14 protein-coding genes are annotated in these 14855 nt (G+C 60.6%); 6 read left to right on the plus strand and 8 right to left on the minus strand.

Annotated elements, in window-relative coordinates; all coding sequences use genetic code 11:
• Nucleotides 1-22 precede the first annotated feature (22 nt).
• Nucleotides 23-778, plus strand: a complete 756-nt coding sequence (locus PSFL_RS17355; RefSeq protein ID WP_057444609.1) for an ABC transporter substrate-binding protein — start codon at nt 23-25, stop codon at nt 776-778.
• A gap of 3 nt (nt 779-781) precedes the next feature.
• On the opposite strand, the gene PSFL_RS17360 is transcribed toward PSFL_RS17355, so the two are convergent.
• From PSFL_RS17360 to gpmI, 4 genes are all read right to left on the minus strand, one after another.
• On the minus strand, nt 782-1555 hold the full coding sequence (locus PSFL_RS17360; protein ID WP_057958035.1) for a divergent polysaccharide deacetylase family protein: 774 nt from the start codon (nt 1553-1555) through the stop codon (nt 782-784).
• Between the two features lies 1 nt (nt 1556).
• Nucleotides 1557-2864 (minus strand): S41 family peptidase, encoded by a 1308-nt coding sequence (locus tag PSFL_RS17365; RefSeq protein WP_057958036.1) that lies wholly within the window; start codon nt 2862-2864, stop codon nt 1557-1559.
• A 29-nt stretch (nt 2865-2893) separates the two neighbouring features.
• Entirely contained in the window at nt 2894-4180 is a 1287-nt protein-coding gene (locus PSFL_RS17370) for a murein hydrolase activator EnvC (protein WP_169959946.1), read from the minus strand.
• Between the two features lie 197 nt (nt 4181-4377).
• Nucleotides 4378-5904 (minus strand): 2,3-bisphosphoglycerate-independent phosphoglycerate mutase, encoded by a 1527-nt coding sequence (gpmI, locus tag PSFL_RS17375; RefSeq protein ID WP_057958038.1) that lies wholly within the window; start codon nt 5902-5904, stop codon nt 4378-4380.
• A gap of 151 nt (nt 5905-6055) precedes the next feature.
• Here gpmI and PSFL_RS17380 point away from each other — a divergent pair, with 151 nt between their 5' ends.
• From PSFL_RS17380 to secB, 3 genes are read left to right on the plus strand one after another with little or no spacing between them, the layout of a single operon-like run.
• Complete coding sequence (locus PSFL_RS17380) at nt 6056-6469, plus strand: rhodanese-like domain-containing protein (protein WP_029295907.1); 414 nt, start codon at nt 6056-6058, stop codon at nt 6467-6469.
• A 1-nt stretch (nt 6470) separates the two neighbouring features.
• On the plus strand, nt 6471-6725 hold the full coding sequence (gene grxC, locus PSFL_RS17385) for a glutaredoxin 3 (RefSeq protein ID WP_115127178.1): 255 nt from the start codon (nt 6471-6473) through the stop codon (nt 6723-6725).
• Nucleotides 6726-6769: 44 nt separating this feature from the next.
• The gene (secB, locus tag PSFL_RS17390) at nt 6770-7255 is read left to right on the plus strand and encodes a protein-export chaperone SecB (protein WP_057437139.1); all 486 of its coding nucleotides are present in this window, start codon (nt 6770-6772) and stop codon (nt 7253-7255) included.
• Nucleotides 7256-7412: 157 nt separating this feature from the next.
• Here secB and PSFL_RS17395 read toward each other — a convergent pair whose 3' ends face one another.
• Nucleotides 7413-7868: a tRNA (cytidine(34)-2'-O)-methyltransferase gene (locus tag PSFL_RS17395; RefSeq protein ID WP_057437141.1), complete on the minus strand. Its 456-nt coding sequence runs from the start codon at nt 7866-7868 to the stop codon at nt 7413-7415.
• Here PSFL_RS17395 and PSFL_RS17400 point away from each other — a divergent pair.
• Nucleotides 7867-8307, plus strand: a complete 441-nt coding sequence (locus tag PSFL_RS17400) for a hypothetical protein (RefSeq protein WP_057958040.1) — start codon at nt 7867-7869, stop codon at nt 8305-8307. The genes PSFL_RS17395 and PSFL_RS17400 overlap by 2 nt on opposite strands.
• A gap of 352 nt (nt 8308-8659) precedes the next feature.
• Here the strand turns inward: PSFL_RS17400 and ntrC are convergent, their stop codons facing one another.
• The 3 genes from ntrC to glnA all read right to left on the minus strand — a co-directional run bounded on the left by ntrC (nt 8660) and on the right by glnA (nt 13048).
• On the minus strand, nt 8660-10096 hold the full coding sequence (gene ntrC, locus PSFL_RS17405; RefSeq protein ID WP_057958041.1) for a nitrogen regulation protein NR(I): 1437 nt from the start codon (nt 10094-10096) through the stop codon (nt 8660-8662).
• Entirely contained in the window at nt 10093-11178 is a 1086-nt protein-coding gene (gene glnL, locus PSFL_RS17410) for a nitrogen regulation protein NR(II) (RefSeq protein ID WP_057437145.1), read from the minus strand. The genes ntrC and glnL overlap by 4 nt, the downstream gene beginning before the upstream one ends.
• A gap of 463 nt (nt 11179-11641) precedes the next feature.
• Entirely contained in the window at nt 11642-13048 is a 1407-nt protein-coding gene (glnA, locus tag PSFL_RS17415) for a glutamate--ammonia ligase (RefSeq protein WP_057958042.1), read from the minus strand.
• 333 nt (nt 13049-13381) lie between these two features.
• Between glnA and thiI the strand changes: the two genes are divergently transcribed.
• Nucleotides 13382-14836, plus strand: a complete 1455-nt coding sequence (thiI, locus tag PSFL_RS17420; protein ID WP_057437149.1) for a tRNA uracil 4-sulfurtransferase ThiI — start codon at nt 13382-13384, stop codon at nt 14834-14836.
• Nucleotides 14837-14855: the final 19 nt, after the last annotated feature.

Here is a 14855-nt window from a genome sequence, read left to right on the forward strand (position 1 = left end):
CCATGGATTCCGGTACCCCTACATGCTCAAAGACCTGCTGCTTGCCCTCGCCAGTTCTTCCATTCTGTTGGCGGGCTCGGCCAATGCCGCTGAGCCGTCTGGCACTTCTCTGGTGCTGCTGACGGAGAACTTTCCGCCCTACAACATGGCGAAAAACGGCAAGAACTTCGCCAAGGACGAGAACATCGAAGGCATTGCGGTGGACATTGTCCGCGAGACTTTCAAGCAGGCTGGCATTTCCTACAACCTCACGCTGCGCTTCCCTTGGGAGCGGATCTATAAACTCGCCCTGGAAAAGCCAGGCTACGGCGTGTTCGTCATGGCGCGCCTGCCGGACCGCGAAGCGCTGTTCAAGTGGGTCGGCCCCATCGGCCCGGATGACTGGGTGCTGCTGGCCAAGGCTGACAGCAAGATCCAGCTGACCGACCTTGAGCACGCCCGTAGCTACAAGATTGGTGCCTACAAAGGCGATGCCATTGCCCAGACCCTGGAAAAGCGCGGGCTCAAGCCGATCATCGTGCTGCGCGACCAGGACAATGCGCAAAAGCTGATGGAGGGGCAGATTGACCTCTGGGCCACCGGCGACCCGGCCGGGCGCTATCTGGCGCGCCAGGTGGGGGTTTCCGGGCTCAAGACGGTGCTGCGCTTCAATAGCGCCCAGTTGTACCTGGCGCTGAACAAGGAGGTGCCGGATGAGGTGGTGGCCAAGCTGCAGGCGGCGCTGGACCAGCTACGCAAGGAAGGTGTGGTGGATCAGATCATGGCGCGCTATCTGTAGGTTTCAGCGGTAAACCCCATCCTTGCCGTGCCCAGCCATCGCCCGATTGCTGCGCACACTGATCATCAGCTTGATATCAATCCACTCGATACCCTGGGCCTTGAGCTTGGGCAGCTCGCGCTCCAGCACCGCCAGGGTCTGTGGATAAGGATGGCCGATCATCACCGCCGAGCCCTGTTTGTGGGCCAGCTTGATAGCCGTCTGCAACTGCGTGGCGATGGCCGCTTCGGTCCGTTCGTCATCCAGAAATACATCCCGTGAGACGTGGGCCAGGTTGATTTTCTGAGCCTCGGCGGCCGCCACGGTCTTGGCGCTGGTACGGCTGTCGACGAAAAACTTGTGCCGACGCTGCAGCTCGCCCATCAACCACGCCATGGCGCCAGGCTCGGCGGTCATGCGGCTGCCCATGTGGTTGTTGATGCCGGCGGTGTAGGGCACGGCCTTGAACGCTGCATCCAGGCGCTTGCCCAGTTCTTCGATGGGCAGCTCGGGGTGCCAGGCGAAGGGGCCGGTGGCCGGGTCCATGGGCATGTGCAGAATCACGATCTTGCCGGCGCGGTGGGCCTCGCGGGCGACTTCAGCAGCGTGGGGCGTGTCGGGCATGATTGCCGCCGTCACCGGGCCGGGCAGGGCCAGCACACGACGATCCCTGGGCAGGTTTTGCCCAAGGTCGTCGATGATCAGGGTCAGGTAGGCTTTGTGGGGCTTGTCGGCCGGCGTCGCTTGGGCGACTCCGGCCAGGCTGCACAACATTGCAAGGATTAGCGCAAAACGCATATCAACGGCTGCGCGTAATGCTCAAGCCCTTGAGCAGGCTCAGCGCCTGGGCCAGTTGGTAATCGTCGTCCTGTGGCATCGGCTTGGCTTTCGGGCCGCTGCCGGTTGGCTGGTCGGCGCCGCCGTTGCCATTGCCCAGGTGACCTTGCAGGTCGGCTTCCTTGAAGTACTCGTTGTCGCTTTCGTTGGTGATCTTGGCCCGGCGCACCTCGATATCCGGCACGATGCCCTGGGCCTGGATCGAGCGACCATTAGGCGTGTAGTACAACGCCGTGGTGATCTTCAGCGCCCGCTCGTTGTTCAGTGGCAGCACGGTTTGCACCGAGCCCTTGCCGAAGCTGGTGGTGCCCATCAGTACGCCGCGTTTCTGGTCTTGCAGGGCGCCGGCGACGATTTCCGAGGCCGAGGCGCTGCCGCCGTTGATCAGCACCGCCAGCGGTACGTTTTCGCTGAGGTCCTTGCCGGTGGCCGAGAAGCGCAGCTCGGAGTTGGCAATGCGGCCCTTGGTGTAGACGATCAAGCCTTTGGTGATGAAGTGGTCGACCACTTCCACCGCCGATTGCAGCACGCCGCCGGGGTTGTTGCGCAGGTCCAGGACAATGCCGTTGAGCTTCTTGCCGTTGTCCTTGCGCAGCTTGGCCAGGGCCTTGGCCACTTCGTCGCCGGTCTTGACCTGGAACTGGGTGATGCGGATATAGCCGTAGCCCGACTCCAGCAACTGGCTCTTCACGCTCTTGACCACGATGGTGGCGCGGGTCAGGGTCACGTCAAACGGGCTGCCGCCGTCGCGCACCAGGGTCAGGGTGATTTTCTGGCCGACCTTGCCGCGCATCTTGTCGACGGCTTCGGTCATGGTCTGGCCACGGGTCGGCTGGCCGTTGATCTTGACGATCAGGTCGCCGGCCTGGATGCCGGCCTTGGACGCCGGGGTGTCGTCGATTGGCGACACCACCTTGATGATGCCGTCCTCGGCGCCGACTTCGATGCCCAGGCCGCCGAATTCGCCGCTGGTGCTTTCCTGCAGCTCGGCGAAATCTTCCGGGCCCAGGTAGGCAGAGTGCGGGTCGAGGTTGCTGAGCATGCCTTTGATGGCGTTTTCCAGCAGGGTCTTGTCGTCCACGGGTTCGACATAAGCGGCCTTGATCCGGTCCATGACCTCGGCAAAGGTGCGCAATTCGTCCAGCGGCAGCGGTGCCTTGGTGGTCGCGGCCATGGCAGACGGTGCGGTCTGGTCGGCGAATGCCATAGGCGCGCCGATCACCAGGGCGATCGTCAGGGCCAGCGAAGTGAGGCGGGACAAATGCAGCATGTCGAACGAACTCCTAATGTAGGTGCGGCCTATCCTTGGGCGCGACACCATTGTGCAGGGTCGCTCGGGCGGCCCTGCTGACGAATAGCAAAGTACAGCGCCGGGGTGTCCTGGCCACCACTGTTACCGACAGTGGAGATGGATTCACCGGCTTTTACAACATCACCTGCGGCCTTGAGTAACGTCTGATTGTGGCCGTACAGGCTCAAATAGCCATTGCCGTGGTCAAGAATCACCAGCAACCCGGCACCGCGCAGCCAATCGGCGAACACCACGCGCCCGCCGTGGACGGCGTGCACCTGGCTGCCCGCAGAGGCGCTGATCATCACGCCGTCCCACTTGGTACGGGTGTCATCGCCACGGGTTTCACCAAAGCGTGCCAGTAGTCGACCATCAACTGGCCATGGAAGTTTGCCTCGGGCAGTAGCAAAAGGCCCGCCAAACGATTCGCCCGCACTGGAAACCAGCGGGCCAGGTGCTGCACGCGCCGGTTTACGCGGGGCGTCGCTGGCGAGCGCCTCGGCTTCACGCTGGCGCTTTTTTTCTGCTTCCTGCTGGGCGATCAGCGCTTTCTGCCGCGCTTCTTCGGCCTCGCGGGCCTGGCGTGCCAGGGTTTCCTCGATGGTTTTGAGTACTTTGGCCAGGTCGGCCTGGTCCTGCTGACGCGCCTGCAACTTGGCATCACGGGCTTTTACGTCGTTGTTGAGCTTGGCCAGGGCCTGCTGGCGCTCCTTGCGCACTTTGTCCAGTTCGTCGCGCTGGGTGTCCAGGCTGCTCTTCTGGGCCAGCAGTTGGCTTTGCTGGTCAGCGATTTCCTGCTCGACGTTGGCCAACTGGCGCAGGGTCTCGTTGAAACTCTTGAGTTGCTCCAGGCGCGCGGTGCTCAGGTAGTCATAGTAGGTCAGGGTGCGGGCGAATTTTTCCGGGTTCTGCTGGTTGAGCAGCAGCTTGAGGTATTCCTGGCGGCCGTTCTGGTAGGCGGCACGGGCCTGGATCGCGATCAGGCGTTGCTGTTCAACGCGCGCGCTCTGGAGTTTTTTTTTCTCACCGTCGAGTCGCTCCAGTTCCGACTCGCTCTTCTTTAATTCTTTTTGCAGCTCCTGGACCTGCTTCTCCAGCTTGCCCATTTCGGTTTCCGTGCCGCGCAGGTCTTTCTGCACCCCGGATTTTTCTTCCTGGAGCTTGCCGAGCAGCTTTTTCAGCTCGGTAATGTCCTGACGCGTAGCGTCCAACTGTTGTTGGGTTTGCGCACGTTCGTCGGCCAAGGCCGGTTGGAGCACGCAGACAAGAGCAAGGGTAATCAAGGCGCGAAGCATAGAGGCGGGCGACACCAGGGAAAGGGACGGCCTAGTATGCCCGCCCCACGCTGCAAAAAAAACGCCCAATTCAGGCTGGCGGGCAAGTTAGGTGCCGAGTGGCGGGGGTGTGGCTAAAAGCCACCTTCAAAAACGCCACTTACCCATGTGGGAGCGGGCAAGCCCGCTCCCACATTGTTTGGTGGTGGGTTTTAAAATCAGACCAGAATCGAGGTGCCGGTCATCTCGGCAGGCTTCTCCAGGCCCATCAGCATGAGCATGGTCGGTGCCACGTCCGCCAGCACGCCGCCTTCGCGCACCTTGAAGTCGCGTTTGCCGACATAAATGAACGGCACTGGCTCGGTGGTGTGGGCTGTGTGGGCCTGGCCGGTGGATTCGTCGGACATCTGCTCGCAGTTGCCGTGGTCAGCGGTGATCAGCGCTTCGCCGCCGACCTTCTCCAGGGCCTCGACGATCCGGCCTACGCACAGGTCCAGGCATTCCACGGCCTTGATTGCTGCTTGCAGGTTGCCGCTGTGGCCGACCATGTCGCCGTTGGCGTAGTTGACCACGATCACGTCATAACGCTGGTGTTCAATGGCGTCGACAATTTTATCGGTAACTTGCGGCGCGCTCATTTCCGGCTGCAGGTCGTAGGTGGCGACTTTGGGCGACGGGATCAGGATGCGCTCTTCGCCGGGGAACGGTTCTTCGCGGCCACCGGAGAAAAAGAACGTGACGTGGGCGTATTTCTCGGTCTCAGCGATGCGCAGCTGGGTCTTGCCGTTCTTCGCCAGGTAATCACCCAGCACGTTTTCCAGGCTGCCCGGGGCGAAGGCCGACGGGGCCGGGATGTTGGCGGCGTATTGGGTGAGCATCACGAATTCGACCTGCGGGCGGCGGGCGCGCTCGAAGTCTTTGAAACCCTCATCGACGAACACATGGCTCAACTCGCGGGCACGGTCGGCGCGGAAGTTCATGAACACCACGGCGTCGCCATCTTCGACCTTCACCGGCTCGCCGATGGTGGTGGCCTTGACGAACTCATCGCTCTCGCCACGGGCGTAGGCGGCTTCCAGGCCTTGCTGGGCGGTGGCAGCGTTGAATTCGGCGTTGCCGTCGACGATCAGGTTGTAGGCCTGGGACACGCGGTCCCAGCGGTTGTCGCGGTCCATGGCGAAGTAGCGGCCGACCAGGCTGGCGATACGGCCCTTGCCGAGGGCGGCGAAGGTGGCGTCCAGCAGTTCGATGGACGATTGCGCGCTTTTGGGCGGGGTATCGCGGCCATCGAGGAAGGCGTGCAGGTAGATCTTCTCGGCACCGCGCTTAAAGGCCAGTTCGGCCATGGCCACCAGATGATCCTGGTGGCTGTGTACGCCACCGTCGGACAGCAGGCCCATGAAGTGCACGGCCTTGCCGGCGGCAACGGCTTTATCCACCGCGGCGCAGATGGTCGGGTTCTCGAAGAACTCGCCATCGCGGATGGCTTTGGTCACACGGGTGAAGTCCTGATATACCACTCGTCCGGCGCCCAGGTTCATATGGCCGACTTCGGAGTTGCCCATCTGGCCGTCCGGCAGGCCGACGTCCATGCCCGATCCGGAGATCAGGCCATTGGGTACGCTGGCGCACAGGCGGTCCAGTACCGGCTTGTTCGCCGCGAATACGGCGTTGTCGTGGGGGTTTTCACTGTGACCGAAGCCATCGAGAATCATCAGGACCAAAGGTTTAGGCGTGGTAGTCATAGATCCTCTCGCGGCGTTATTAAAGGAAGGCGATTGAAAAGGGAGTGGCAGTTTAAAGCGAAGTTCCGATGCCGTCACCGCTTTACGGGGGTTGGCCCCCCATGGCGGCTGTGTATACTTACCGCCATTTTAACGCCCTGGAACCTCCTTGATGGTTGATCACCTGATTGCATTTGCTACCTCTCACTATCTGCTGGTCGGTGCCTTCGTCGTACTGCTGGCGCTGCTGATTGCTCATGAAGTGAGCCGTGGCGGCCGTAGCCTCAGCACCGCCGAGCTGACCGCGCTGGTCAACAAGGACCAGGCCGTTGTCGTCGACATCCGCCCGGCCAAGGACTTTGCCGCCGGTCATATCGTCGGCGCGCTGAATATTCCCCAGGACAAGCTGATCGCCCGCATCGCCGAGCTGGAAAAGCACAAGGCCAAGACCATTATCCTGGTCGACGCCCAAGGCCAGCACTCCGGTGGCCATGCCCGCGAAATGATGAAAAGCGGCTTCACCGCCGCCAAGCTGTCGGGTGGTATCTCCAGCTGGCGCGCCGATAACCTGCCGTTGGTGAAGTGATATGAGCCAGGTTGTCGTTTATTCCAGCGATTATTGCCCCTATTGCATGCGAGCCAAGCAGTTGCTCCAGAGCAAAAAGGTTGCCTTCGAAGAGATCAAGGTCGATGGCAAGCCTGCGGTGCGTGCCGAGATGGCCCAGAAGGCGGGGCGCACCTCTGTGCCGCAAATCTGGATCGGTACCCAGCATATCGGTGGATGCGACGACCTGTTCGCCCTGGAGCGCGCCGGTAAACTCGACGCGCTGCTTCACGTCTGACTCCAAAAACCTAAAAGACCCCAAGATCAAGAAGGATCTGCGAGATGACTGACCAACCGAACATCGAAGCGGCAGCAGAAGAGGCTCAAGGCCCACAATTTTCCCTGCAGCGTATCTACGTGCGTGACCTGTCGTTCGAAGCGCCGAAAAGCCCGGCGATCTTCCGTCAGGAATGGACCCCAAGCGTCGGCCTGGACCTGAACACCCGTCAGAAGCAGCTCGAAGGCGACTTCCACGAAGTGGTACTGACCCTGTCGGTCACCGTGAAGAACGGTGAAGAAGTGGCATTTATCGCTGAAGTCCAGCAGGCCGGTATCTTCCTGATCCAGGGCCTGGACGATGCGTCCATGAGCCACACCCTGGGCGCGTTCTGCCCGAACATCCTGTTCCCGTATGCCCGCGAGACCCTGGACAGCCTGGTCACCCGTGGCTCGTTCCCGGCCCTGATGCTGGCCCCGGTGAACTTCGATGCCCTGTATGCGCAAGAGCTGCAGCGCATGCAACAGGAAGGCGCACCGACGGTTCAGTAAGCTGAACCCGACGCTGCTCTAAATGTGGGAGCGGGCGTGTGTGGGAGCTGGCTTGCCAGCGATAGCATCACCTCTGTGTCACTGACACACCGAGGTGCCTGCATCGCGGGCAAGCCCGGCTCCCACACACGCCCGCTCCCACATTTGGTTTTTGGGGTTATTTGAACCCGAGCTGGCGCCAGCCTTCGTAGACGGCGACGGCCACGGTGTTGGACAGGTTCAGGCTGCGGCAGCCTTCGCGCATCGGCAGGCGCAGGCGCTGGCCGTCGGGCAGGGCGTCGAGTACGTCTGCCGGCAGGCCACGGCTCTCTGGGCCGAACAGGAAGGCGTCCCCTTCGGCAAAGCTGGCATCATGGAACGGCCGCGAGCCCTTGGTGGTGAACGCAAACAGGCGCGGCTGGCCCAGGCTCTCCAGGCAACTGGCGAGGTCGGCGTGGCGCTGCAGGGTGGCGTACTCGTGATAGTCCAGGCCCGCGCGGCGCAGGCGCTTGTCGTCCATCTCGAAGCCTAGCGGCTCGATCAAATGCAGGTGGCAGCCACTGTTGGCGCACAGCCTGATAACGTTGCCGGTATTCGGCGGAATTTCTGGTTGGAAAAGGATGACGTGAAACATGCACGGCTCCGAAGATAAAGATGCAGCGCATTCTACCCCTGAAGACGACCCCAGGCCGAAGCTATTGCCTCGCGTCCTGGGCTCGCTGGCGATTGTCGGCCTGATGGTGGGTTTGATGATCGGTCGCCTGACCACCCCGGACCCGACTGCCTTGCTGCAGGTCGAGCCCGCCGCAGATGGCCTGGTGGTGTGGTTCAACAGCGAGCCGAAGCTGCATGGCGAGCATATCGACGGCACCGTGGCGCTGCTGTTCGACGCCCAGGGCCAGGCCCAGGCGGGGCAATTGAAGGTCAATGACAAGGATGTGAACTGGCGCGTGCGAAAGACCGATGCTGGCTTGCTGCTGAACCTGGTGGCGGCGCGGCCGCTGCGCGGGGAATGGTCGGGCAAGGCGGTCGATGACCGCTGGCGACTGGAGATCCATCTCCTGGAGCAATAAAAGAGGGAGTTCCCGGCCTGCCTGTACCAGGGCTCCCAAAACGGTTTGACGCTCGAATTAAAGAGGGGATTCTCGGCCTGCCTGTACCAAGGTCCCCGAAACTGGGTAGTACCAGGGTTATTGCAGGGGGCGTGCCAGAGTGGCGAGATTGTCTGAGAGTTTTCTTTTATAAAACGCAAAGCCCCGGATTACGGGGCTTTGGTGTTTTCAGGGCTCAGGATTTATTTGAAAGTGGCCTGGGTTTTGTGCGCGATACCGGTTCATGGTGCGTTGAAGCGGTGCACACCAAACAAATGTGGGAGCAGGCAAGCCAGCTCCCACATTAGGTCATTCATGTGCTGGAGGGCTGTACTCAGCCCTCTTCGCCCTCATCATCATCCCCGCCATCGACCTTCATCCCCAATTCCTTGATCTTGCGGGTCAAGGTGTTGCGGCCCCAGCCCAGCAGCACTGCGGCATCACGACGCCGGCCTGCGGTGTGCTTGAGGGCGGTTTCGATCATGATCCGCTCAAAGGTCGGCACGGCGCTGTCCAGCAGGCTTGACTGGCCACGGGCCAGGGCCTGGTCGGCCCATTGGCGCAGGGCCTGTTCCCAGTTGGTCACCGGTGCTGAATCCTGCGGCAGGCTCAACAGCTCCGGTGGCAGGTCGCTGATATGCACTTCGCGCCCGGACGCCATCACCGTGATCCAGCGGCAAGTGTTCTCCAGTTGGCGCACGTTGCCCGGCCATGGCAGGTTCTTCAGGTATTCCTCGGTCTCCGTCTTCAGCAGCTTGGGCTCCACCGCCAGCTCCTGGGCGGCGCGGCTGAGGAAGTGGCGGGCCAGGGTCGGGATATCTTCGCGGCGGTCCGACATGCGTGGGATATGGATGCGGATCACGTTCAGGCGGTGGAACAAGTCCTCGCGAAACTTGCCGGCGTGCACCAGGGTTTCCAGGTTCTGGTGGGTCGCGGCGATGATGCGCACGTCGACCTTGACCGGCGTATGGCCGCCGACACGATAGAACTCACCGTCGGCCAGTACCCGCAACAGCCGGGTCTGGGTGTCGGCCGGCATGTCGCCGATTTCATCGAGGAACAGCGTGCCGCCGTCCGCCTGTTCAAAACGCCCGCGACGCAGGTTGGCCGCGCCGGTAAACGCGCCTTTTTCGTGGCCGAACAGCTCGGACTCCATCAAGTCCTTGGGGATCGCCGCCATGTTCAGTGCGATAAACGGCGAGGCCGCCCGTGGGCTGTGACGGTGCAGGGCATGGGCCACCAGCTCTTTACCGGTCCCGGACTCACCGTTGATCAACACGGTGATGTTGGAGTGGCTCAGGCGCCCGATGGCGCGAAACACTTCCTGCATCGCCGGTGCTTCACCGATGATCTCCGGGGTGCGGGTCAGGGTCGGTACCACGGCCTGGCCTTGCTGTTCTTGGGCGTGCTGGTTGGCGCGCTTGACCAGCGCCACCGCCTCATCGACGTCGAACGGCTTGGGCAGGTACTCGAAGGCGCCGCCCTGATAGGACGCGACAGCGCTGTCCAGATCCGAATGCGCGGTCATGATGATCACCGGCAAACGCGGGTGCTGCTCGCGAATCCGCGCCAGCAAGTCCAGGCCACTGGCGCCGGGCATGCGGATATCGGAGATGATCACGTCGGGCTGCTGGCGTGCCAGGCGGCTCATCACTCCATCGGCGCTGTCGAAGCTCTGGGTGGTCATGCCTTCCTGTTGCAAGGCTTTCTCCAGGACCCAGCGGATGGAACGGTCGTCATCGACGATCCAGACAGTTTCACTACGGCTCATGTCGATGGGGCTCCTTGTTCCAGTGGCAGAAAGATCGAAAAGGTCGTGTGGCCGGGATGGCTTTCACATTCGATCAGGCCCTGGTGCTGGCTGATGATGTTCTGGGTAATGGCCAGGCCCAGCCCGGTACCGTCCGGGCGGCCGCTGACCATTGGGAAGAAAATGGTTTCCTGCAGTTCGGCCGGGATACCCGGGCCGTTGTCGATGATCTCGACCTTGGTTACCAGGCGATGGCGCACATGGCCGATGGTGAACTGGCGCAAGGCGCGGGTGCGCAGGCTGATGCGCCCCAGGCGCAGCTCGTTCTGGCTGCTGATGGCTTGCATGGCGTTGCGCACGATATTGAGCACCGCCTGGATCATCTGCTCGCGGTCGATCAGGACATCGGGAATGCTCGGGTCATAGTCGCGCACCAGGGTGATGCAGCCCTGGCTTTCGGCCTCCACCAACTGGCAGACGCGCTCCAGCACCTCATGGATATTGGTCATCGCCAGCGACGGCAGCTTGTTGGAGCCGAGCATGCGGTCCACCAGGTTACGCAGGCGGTCGGCTTCTTCGATGATGACGTTGGTGTAGTCCTTGAGGTTCTCATCCGGCAGCTCGCGGGCCAGCAACTGTGCGGCGCCGCGAATCCCGCCCAACGGGTTCTTGATCTCATGGGCCAGGCCGCGCACCAGCATCTTGCTGGTTTCCTGCTTGGACAGCTGGGCTTCTTCCTTGGTGATGCGCAGCAGGCGATCCCGGGGATGCACTTCCAGCAGCAGCAAGGTGGCGCCGTGGCTCAGGATCGGCGTTACCGCGTAGTCGACGGTCAGGGTCTGGCCGGTGAGGGCCGTGAGCATCGCTTCACGCTTGGTAAACGGGTGGGCCTGCTCCACGGCCTGGCGCAAGGAACTCAAGGCCTCGGCGGACTCGGTGAACAGCTCGCTGATAAATTGCCCATGGCTGCGCTGACCGCTGATGGCCAGGAGCATCTCCGCCGCGGGGTTCATGTACTCAAGGCGCAGTTCGTCATTGAGCAGAATGGTCGCGGTGGTCAGGTTGTCGAGTAGCAAGCGGTGCAGTGCGTCGCTGATGGTCATTAGGACCTCTTTTGGAGCAAGGCGTGGGCTTGAGGCACACGCTGATACCAGGAAAATGCAAAAACCAAACCAAGGCTCCGAAAAGAAGCGTAAAAGCCCTGAAATGGGGGCTTTAGGCGCGAAACTATGGCGTTCGGCCAGCTCTCTCGGGAGATTTCGACCCAAAATGGGTTGATGGGTGGGCAAGGGTGCAACCTATCGCACCAATATAGTGCGAATTCCCACATTCTGTTCAGCGATCAAATATTTCCTGAAAAACCCCAGTCAAACTGTAGGGGCTGGCTTGCCTGCGATAGCGGTGGTTCAGTCAGTCGTGATGTGACAGATACACCGCTATCGCAGGCAAGCCAGCTCCTACAGTTCTGATGGGGTTTGCAAAGGTGATAGTCATTGTTTCAGGCAAAAAAAAGACCTCCCGAAGGAGGTCTTTTTTTGTCACGCCACGTTAAGCAGCGCTACCGGATCAGCAGCTGTAGTACAGCTCGTATTCCAGTGGGTGTACGAAGGTGCGGACCTTGATTTCTTCTTCGCTTTTCAGGGCGATGTAGGCGTCGATAAAGTCGTCGCTGAACACGCCGCCTTTGGTCAGGAACGCACGGCCCTTGTCCAGCTCTTCCAGGGCTTCTTTCAGGCTGCCGCACACTTGTGGGATCTCTTTGGCCTCTTCAGGCGGCAGGTCGTACAAGTTCTTGTCGGCGGCGTCGCCTGGGTGGATCTTGTTCTGGATGCCGTCCAGGCCAGCCATCAGCAGTGCAGCAAAGCCCAGGTACGGGTTGGCTGCTGGATCCGGGAAGCGTGCTTCGATACGGCGAGCGCGAGGGCTGGACACGTAAGGAATACGGATCGACGCGGAACGGTTGCGAGCCGAGTAGGCCAGCATTACCGGTGCTTCGAAACCTGGGACCAGACGCTTGTAGGAGTTGGTCGACGGGTTGGTGAAGCCGTTCAGGGCCTTACCGTGCTTGATGATACCGCCGATGAAGTACAGGGCAGTGTCGGACAGGCCGGCATAACCTTCGCCAGCGAAGGTGTTCTTGCCATCTTTGGCGATGGACAGGTGAACGTGCATACCCGAACCGTTATCGCCGTACAGTGGCTTAGGCATGAAGGTAGCGGTACGGCCGTAGGCAACGGCAGTGTTGTGTACGCAGTACTTCAGGGTCTGGACTTCGTCAGCCTTGGCCACCAGGGTGTTGAACTTCACACCGATTTCGTTCTGGCCGGCAGTGGCCACTTCGTGGTGGTGCACTTCGATGACCAGGCCCATGTCTTCCATGGCGTTGCACATGGAGGTACGGATTTCGTGGTCGTGGTCGAACGGCGGAACTGGGAAGTAACCACCTTTGATGCCTGGACGGTGGCCATGGTTGCCGCCTTCCACGTCCTGGTCGGACATCCACGAACCTTGTTCGGAGTAGATCTTGAACATCGAGCCGGAGATGTCGGACTTGAACTTCACTTGGTCGAAGATGAAGAATTCTGGTTCCGGGCCCACGAATACGGTGTCACCGATACCGGTGGACTTCAGGTATTCCTCGGCACGCTTGGCGATCGCACGTGGGTCGCGGTCGTAGCCTTGCATGGTCGAAGGCTCGATCACGTCGCAGACGATGATCAGGGTCGGCTCTTCGGTGAACGGATCGAGTACGGCGGTGGAGTCGTCCGGCATCAGGATCATGTCGGAGGCTTCGATGCCTTTCCAGCCAGCAATGGAGGAGCCGTCGAACATTTTGCCTTCTTCGAAGAAGGCGTCATCCAGCGCATCGCGAGCCGGCATGGTCACGTGGTGCTGAGTGCCTTTGGTGTCCGTGAAGCGCAGATCAATCCATTTAACGTCATGATCTTTGATGAGTTGAACCGACTTCGACATAGTGTCCTCCGGGTGGCTTCGGGCTTGGGTAGTGGAGTAGCCCTTAGAATGTGGGTGATGCCGGCGCGGATAGTCCGCCATGGCAACCTGCCTCACAAGAGAGCAAATTGCATGCCAGTGCCCCGACATGGGTTTTTTGCCTCAAAATCGCCCCTATAAAGGTGCAAATCGAAAAAACGGCAAAAATTGCGCACTGCAATGTAGCGCAATTGCCCGTAAATGCACCTGTTTGGTGCATGGTGTGCCGTTTGTATATTAACTGGTCAAACCTTGAGCGATTTCCGCTATAATCCGCGCCCCCCTTTTTCGGCTGGCCCTGCGCGCGCTGTTTCCATGAAATTAATCGTTAAAGTCTTCCCCGAAATCACCATCAAGAGCCGACCGGTACGGATGCGTTTCATCCGTCAATTGGCCAAGAATATCCGCGCCGTGCTCCGTGACCTGGACCCGGCTGTGGTGGTGAACGGTGTGTGGGACAATCTCGAGCTGGAAACCCGCATTACTGACGCCAAAGCCTTGAAAGACATGACCGAGCGCCTGAGCTGCATGCCGGGCATCGCGCACTTCCTGCAGGTCGACGAGTACCCGCTGGGCGACTTCGACGACATCACTGAAAAATGCAAACTGCACTTCGGCAACAGCCTTGAAGGCAAGATTTTTTCAGTGCGTTGCAAGCGTGCCGGCAAGCACCCGTTCAGCTCCATGGATGTCGAGAAATACGTCGGCAGCAAGCTGCGTCGCGAGTGCGGCGCCGCTGGAATTTCGCTTAAAGAGCCGCAAATCGAAGTGCGCATCGAAATTCGCGACCAACGGTTGTTTGTGATCCACAGCCAGCACAACAGCATCGGCGGCTACCCGCTGGGCGCGCTGGAGCAGACCCTGGTACTGATGTCCGGCGGTTTCGACTCTACAGTGGCGGCCTACCAGATCATGCGCCGCGGCCTGATGAGCCACTTCTGCTTCTTTAACCTGGGCGGGCGTGCACACGAATTGGGCGTGATGGAAGTCGCGCACTATATCTGGAAGAAGTACGGCAGCTCCCAGCGCGTGCTGTTTGTCAGCGTACCGTTCGAGGAAGTCCTGGGAGAAATTCTCGGAAAAGTCGATAACGGTCATATGGGCGTCGTATTGAAGCGTATGATGTTGCGCGCAGCGTCGAAAATCGCCGACCGCCTGCAAATCGAAGCGCTGGTTACCGGCGAGGCGATTTCCCAGGTCTCCAGCCAGACCCTGCCGAACCTGTCCGTGATCGACTGTGTGACCGACAAGCTGGTATTGCGCCCGCTGATCGCCAGCCACAAGCAAGACATCATCGACCTGGCCAACGAAATCGGCACCGCTGATTTCGCCAAGCACATGCCAGAGTACTGCGGGGTCATCTCGGTGAACCCCAAGACCCATGCCAAGCGCTACCGCGTGGAGCATGAAGAGAAAGAATTCGACATGGCGATTCTGGAGCGAGCGCTCGAGAACGCCAAACTGGTGCCGATTGATCGGGTAATCGATGAATTGGGCCAGGATGTGCAGATCGAAGAAGTCAGCGAAGCCCTGGCCGGCCAGATCGTCATCGACATCCGTCACCCGGATGCCGCTGAAGATGAGCCACTGGAAATCGCTGGCATCGACGTGCAAACGCTGCCGTTCTATGCACTGAACGCGCGTTTCAAGGAACTGGATAACAGCCGTCAGTACCTGCTGTATTGCGACAAAGGCGTGATGAGTCGCCTGCATGCCCACCATTTGCTCAGTGAGGGATATGCCAATGTGCGCGTTTATCGACCGAGCTAAGAGCCCGGGGCTGTTTGCC

Origin of the sequence: Pseudomonas sp. DD1 (genome assembly GCF_044510355.1) — a bacterium.
In the GTDB taxonomy this organism is placed as follows: Bacteria; Pseudomonadota; Gammaproteobacteria; order Pseudomonadales; family Pseudomonadaceae; genus Aquipseudomonas; species Aquipseudomonas shahriarae.

What these genes read in the sequence shown, in the direction of transcription:
- PSFL_RS17365 (WP_057958036.1), bottom strand. Translation starts at nt 2,864, where the DNA reads ATGCTGCATTTGTCCCGCCTCACTTCGCTGGCCCTGACGATCGCCCTG.
- glnL (WP_057437145.1), bottom strand. Translation starts at nt 11,178, where the DNA reads ATGACCATCAGCGACGCACTGCACCGCTTGCTACTCGACAACCTGACC.
- PSFL_RS17370 (WP_169959946.1), bottom strand. Translation starts at nt 4,180, where the DNA reads ATGCTTCGCGCCTTGATTACCCTTGCTCTTGTCTGCGTGCTCCAACCG.
- gpmI (WP_057958038.1), bottom strand. Translation starts at nt 5,904, where the DNA reads ATGACTACCACGCCTAAACCTTTGGTCCTGATGATTCTCGATGGCTTC.
- PSFL_RS17400 (WP_057958040.1), top strand. Translation starts at nt 7,867, where the DNA reads ATGCACGGCTCCGAAGATAAAGATGCAGCGCATTCTACCCCTGAAGAC.
- PSFL_RS17360 (WP_057958035.1), bottom strand. Translation starts at nt 1,555, where the DNA reads ATGCGTTTTGCGCTAATCCTTGCAATGTTGTGCAGCCTGGCCGGAGTC.
- secB (WP_057437139.1), top strand. Translation starts at nt 6,770, where the DNA reads ATGACTGACCAACCGAACATCGAAGCGGCAGCAGAAGAGGCTCAAGGC.
- PSFL_RS17380 (WP_029295907.1), top strand. Translation starts at nt 6,056, where the DNA reads ATGGTTGATCACCTGATTGCATTTGCTACCTCTCACTATCTGCTGGTC.
- ntrC (WP_057958041.1), bottom strand. Translation starts at nt 10,096, where the DNA reads ATGAGCCGTAGTGAAACTGTCTGGATCGTCGATGACGACCGTTCCATC.
- PSFL_RS17395 (WP_057437141.1), bottom strand. Translation starts at nt 7,868, where the DNA reads ATGTTTCACGTCATCCTTTTCCAACCAGAAATTCCGCCGAATACCGGC.
- thiI (WP_057437149.1), top strand. Translation starts at nt 13,382, where the DNA reads ATGAAATTAATCGTTAAAGTCTTCCCCGAAATCACCATCAAGAGCCGA.
- grxC (WP_115127178.1), top strand. Translation starts at nt 6,471, where the DNA reads ATGAGCCAGGTTGTCGTTTATTCCAGCGATTATTGCCCCTATTGCATG.
- glnA (WP_057958042.1), bottom strand. Translation starts at nt 13,048, where the DNA reads ATGTCGAAGTCGGTTCAACTCATCAAAGATCATGACGTTAAATGGATT.
- PSFL_RS17355 (WP_057444609.1), top strand. Translation starts at nt 23, where the DNA reads ATGCTCAAAGACCTGCTGCTTGCCCTCGCCAGTTCTTCCATTCTGTTG.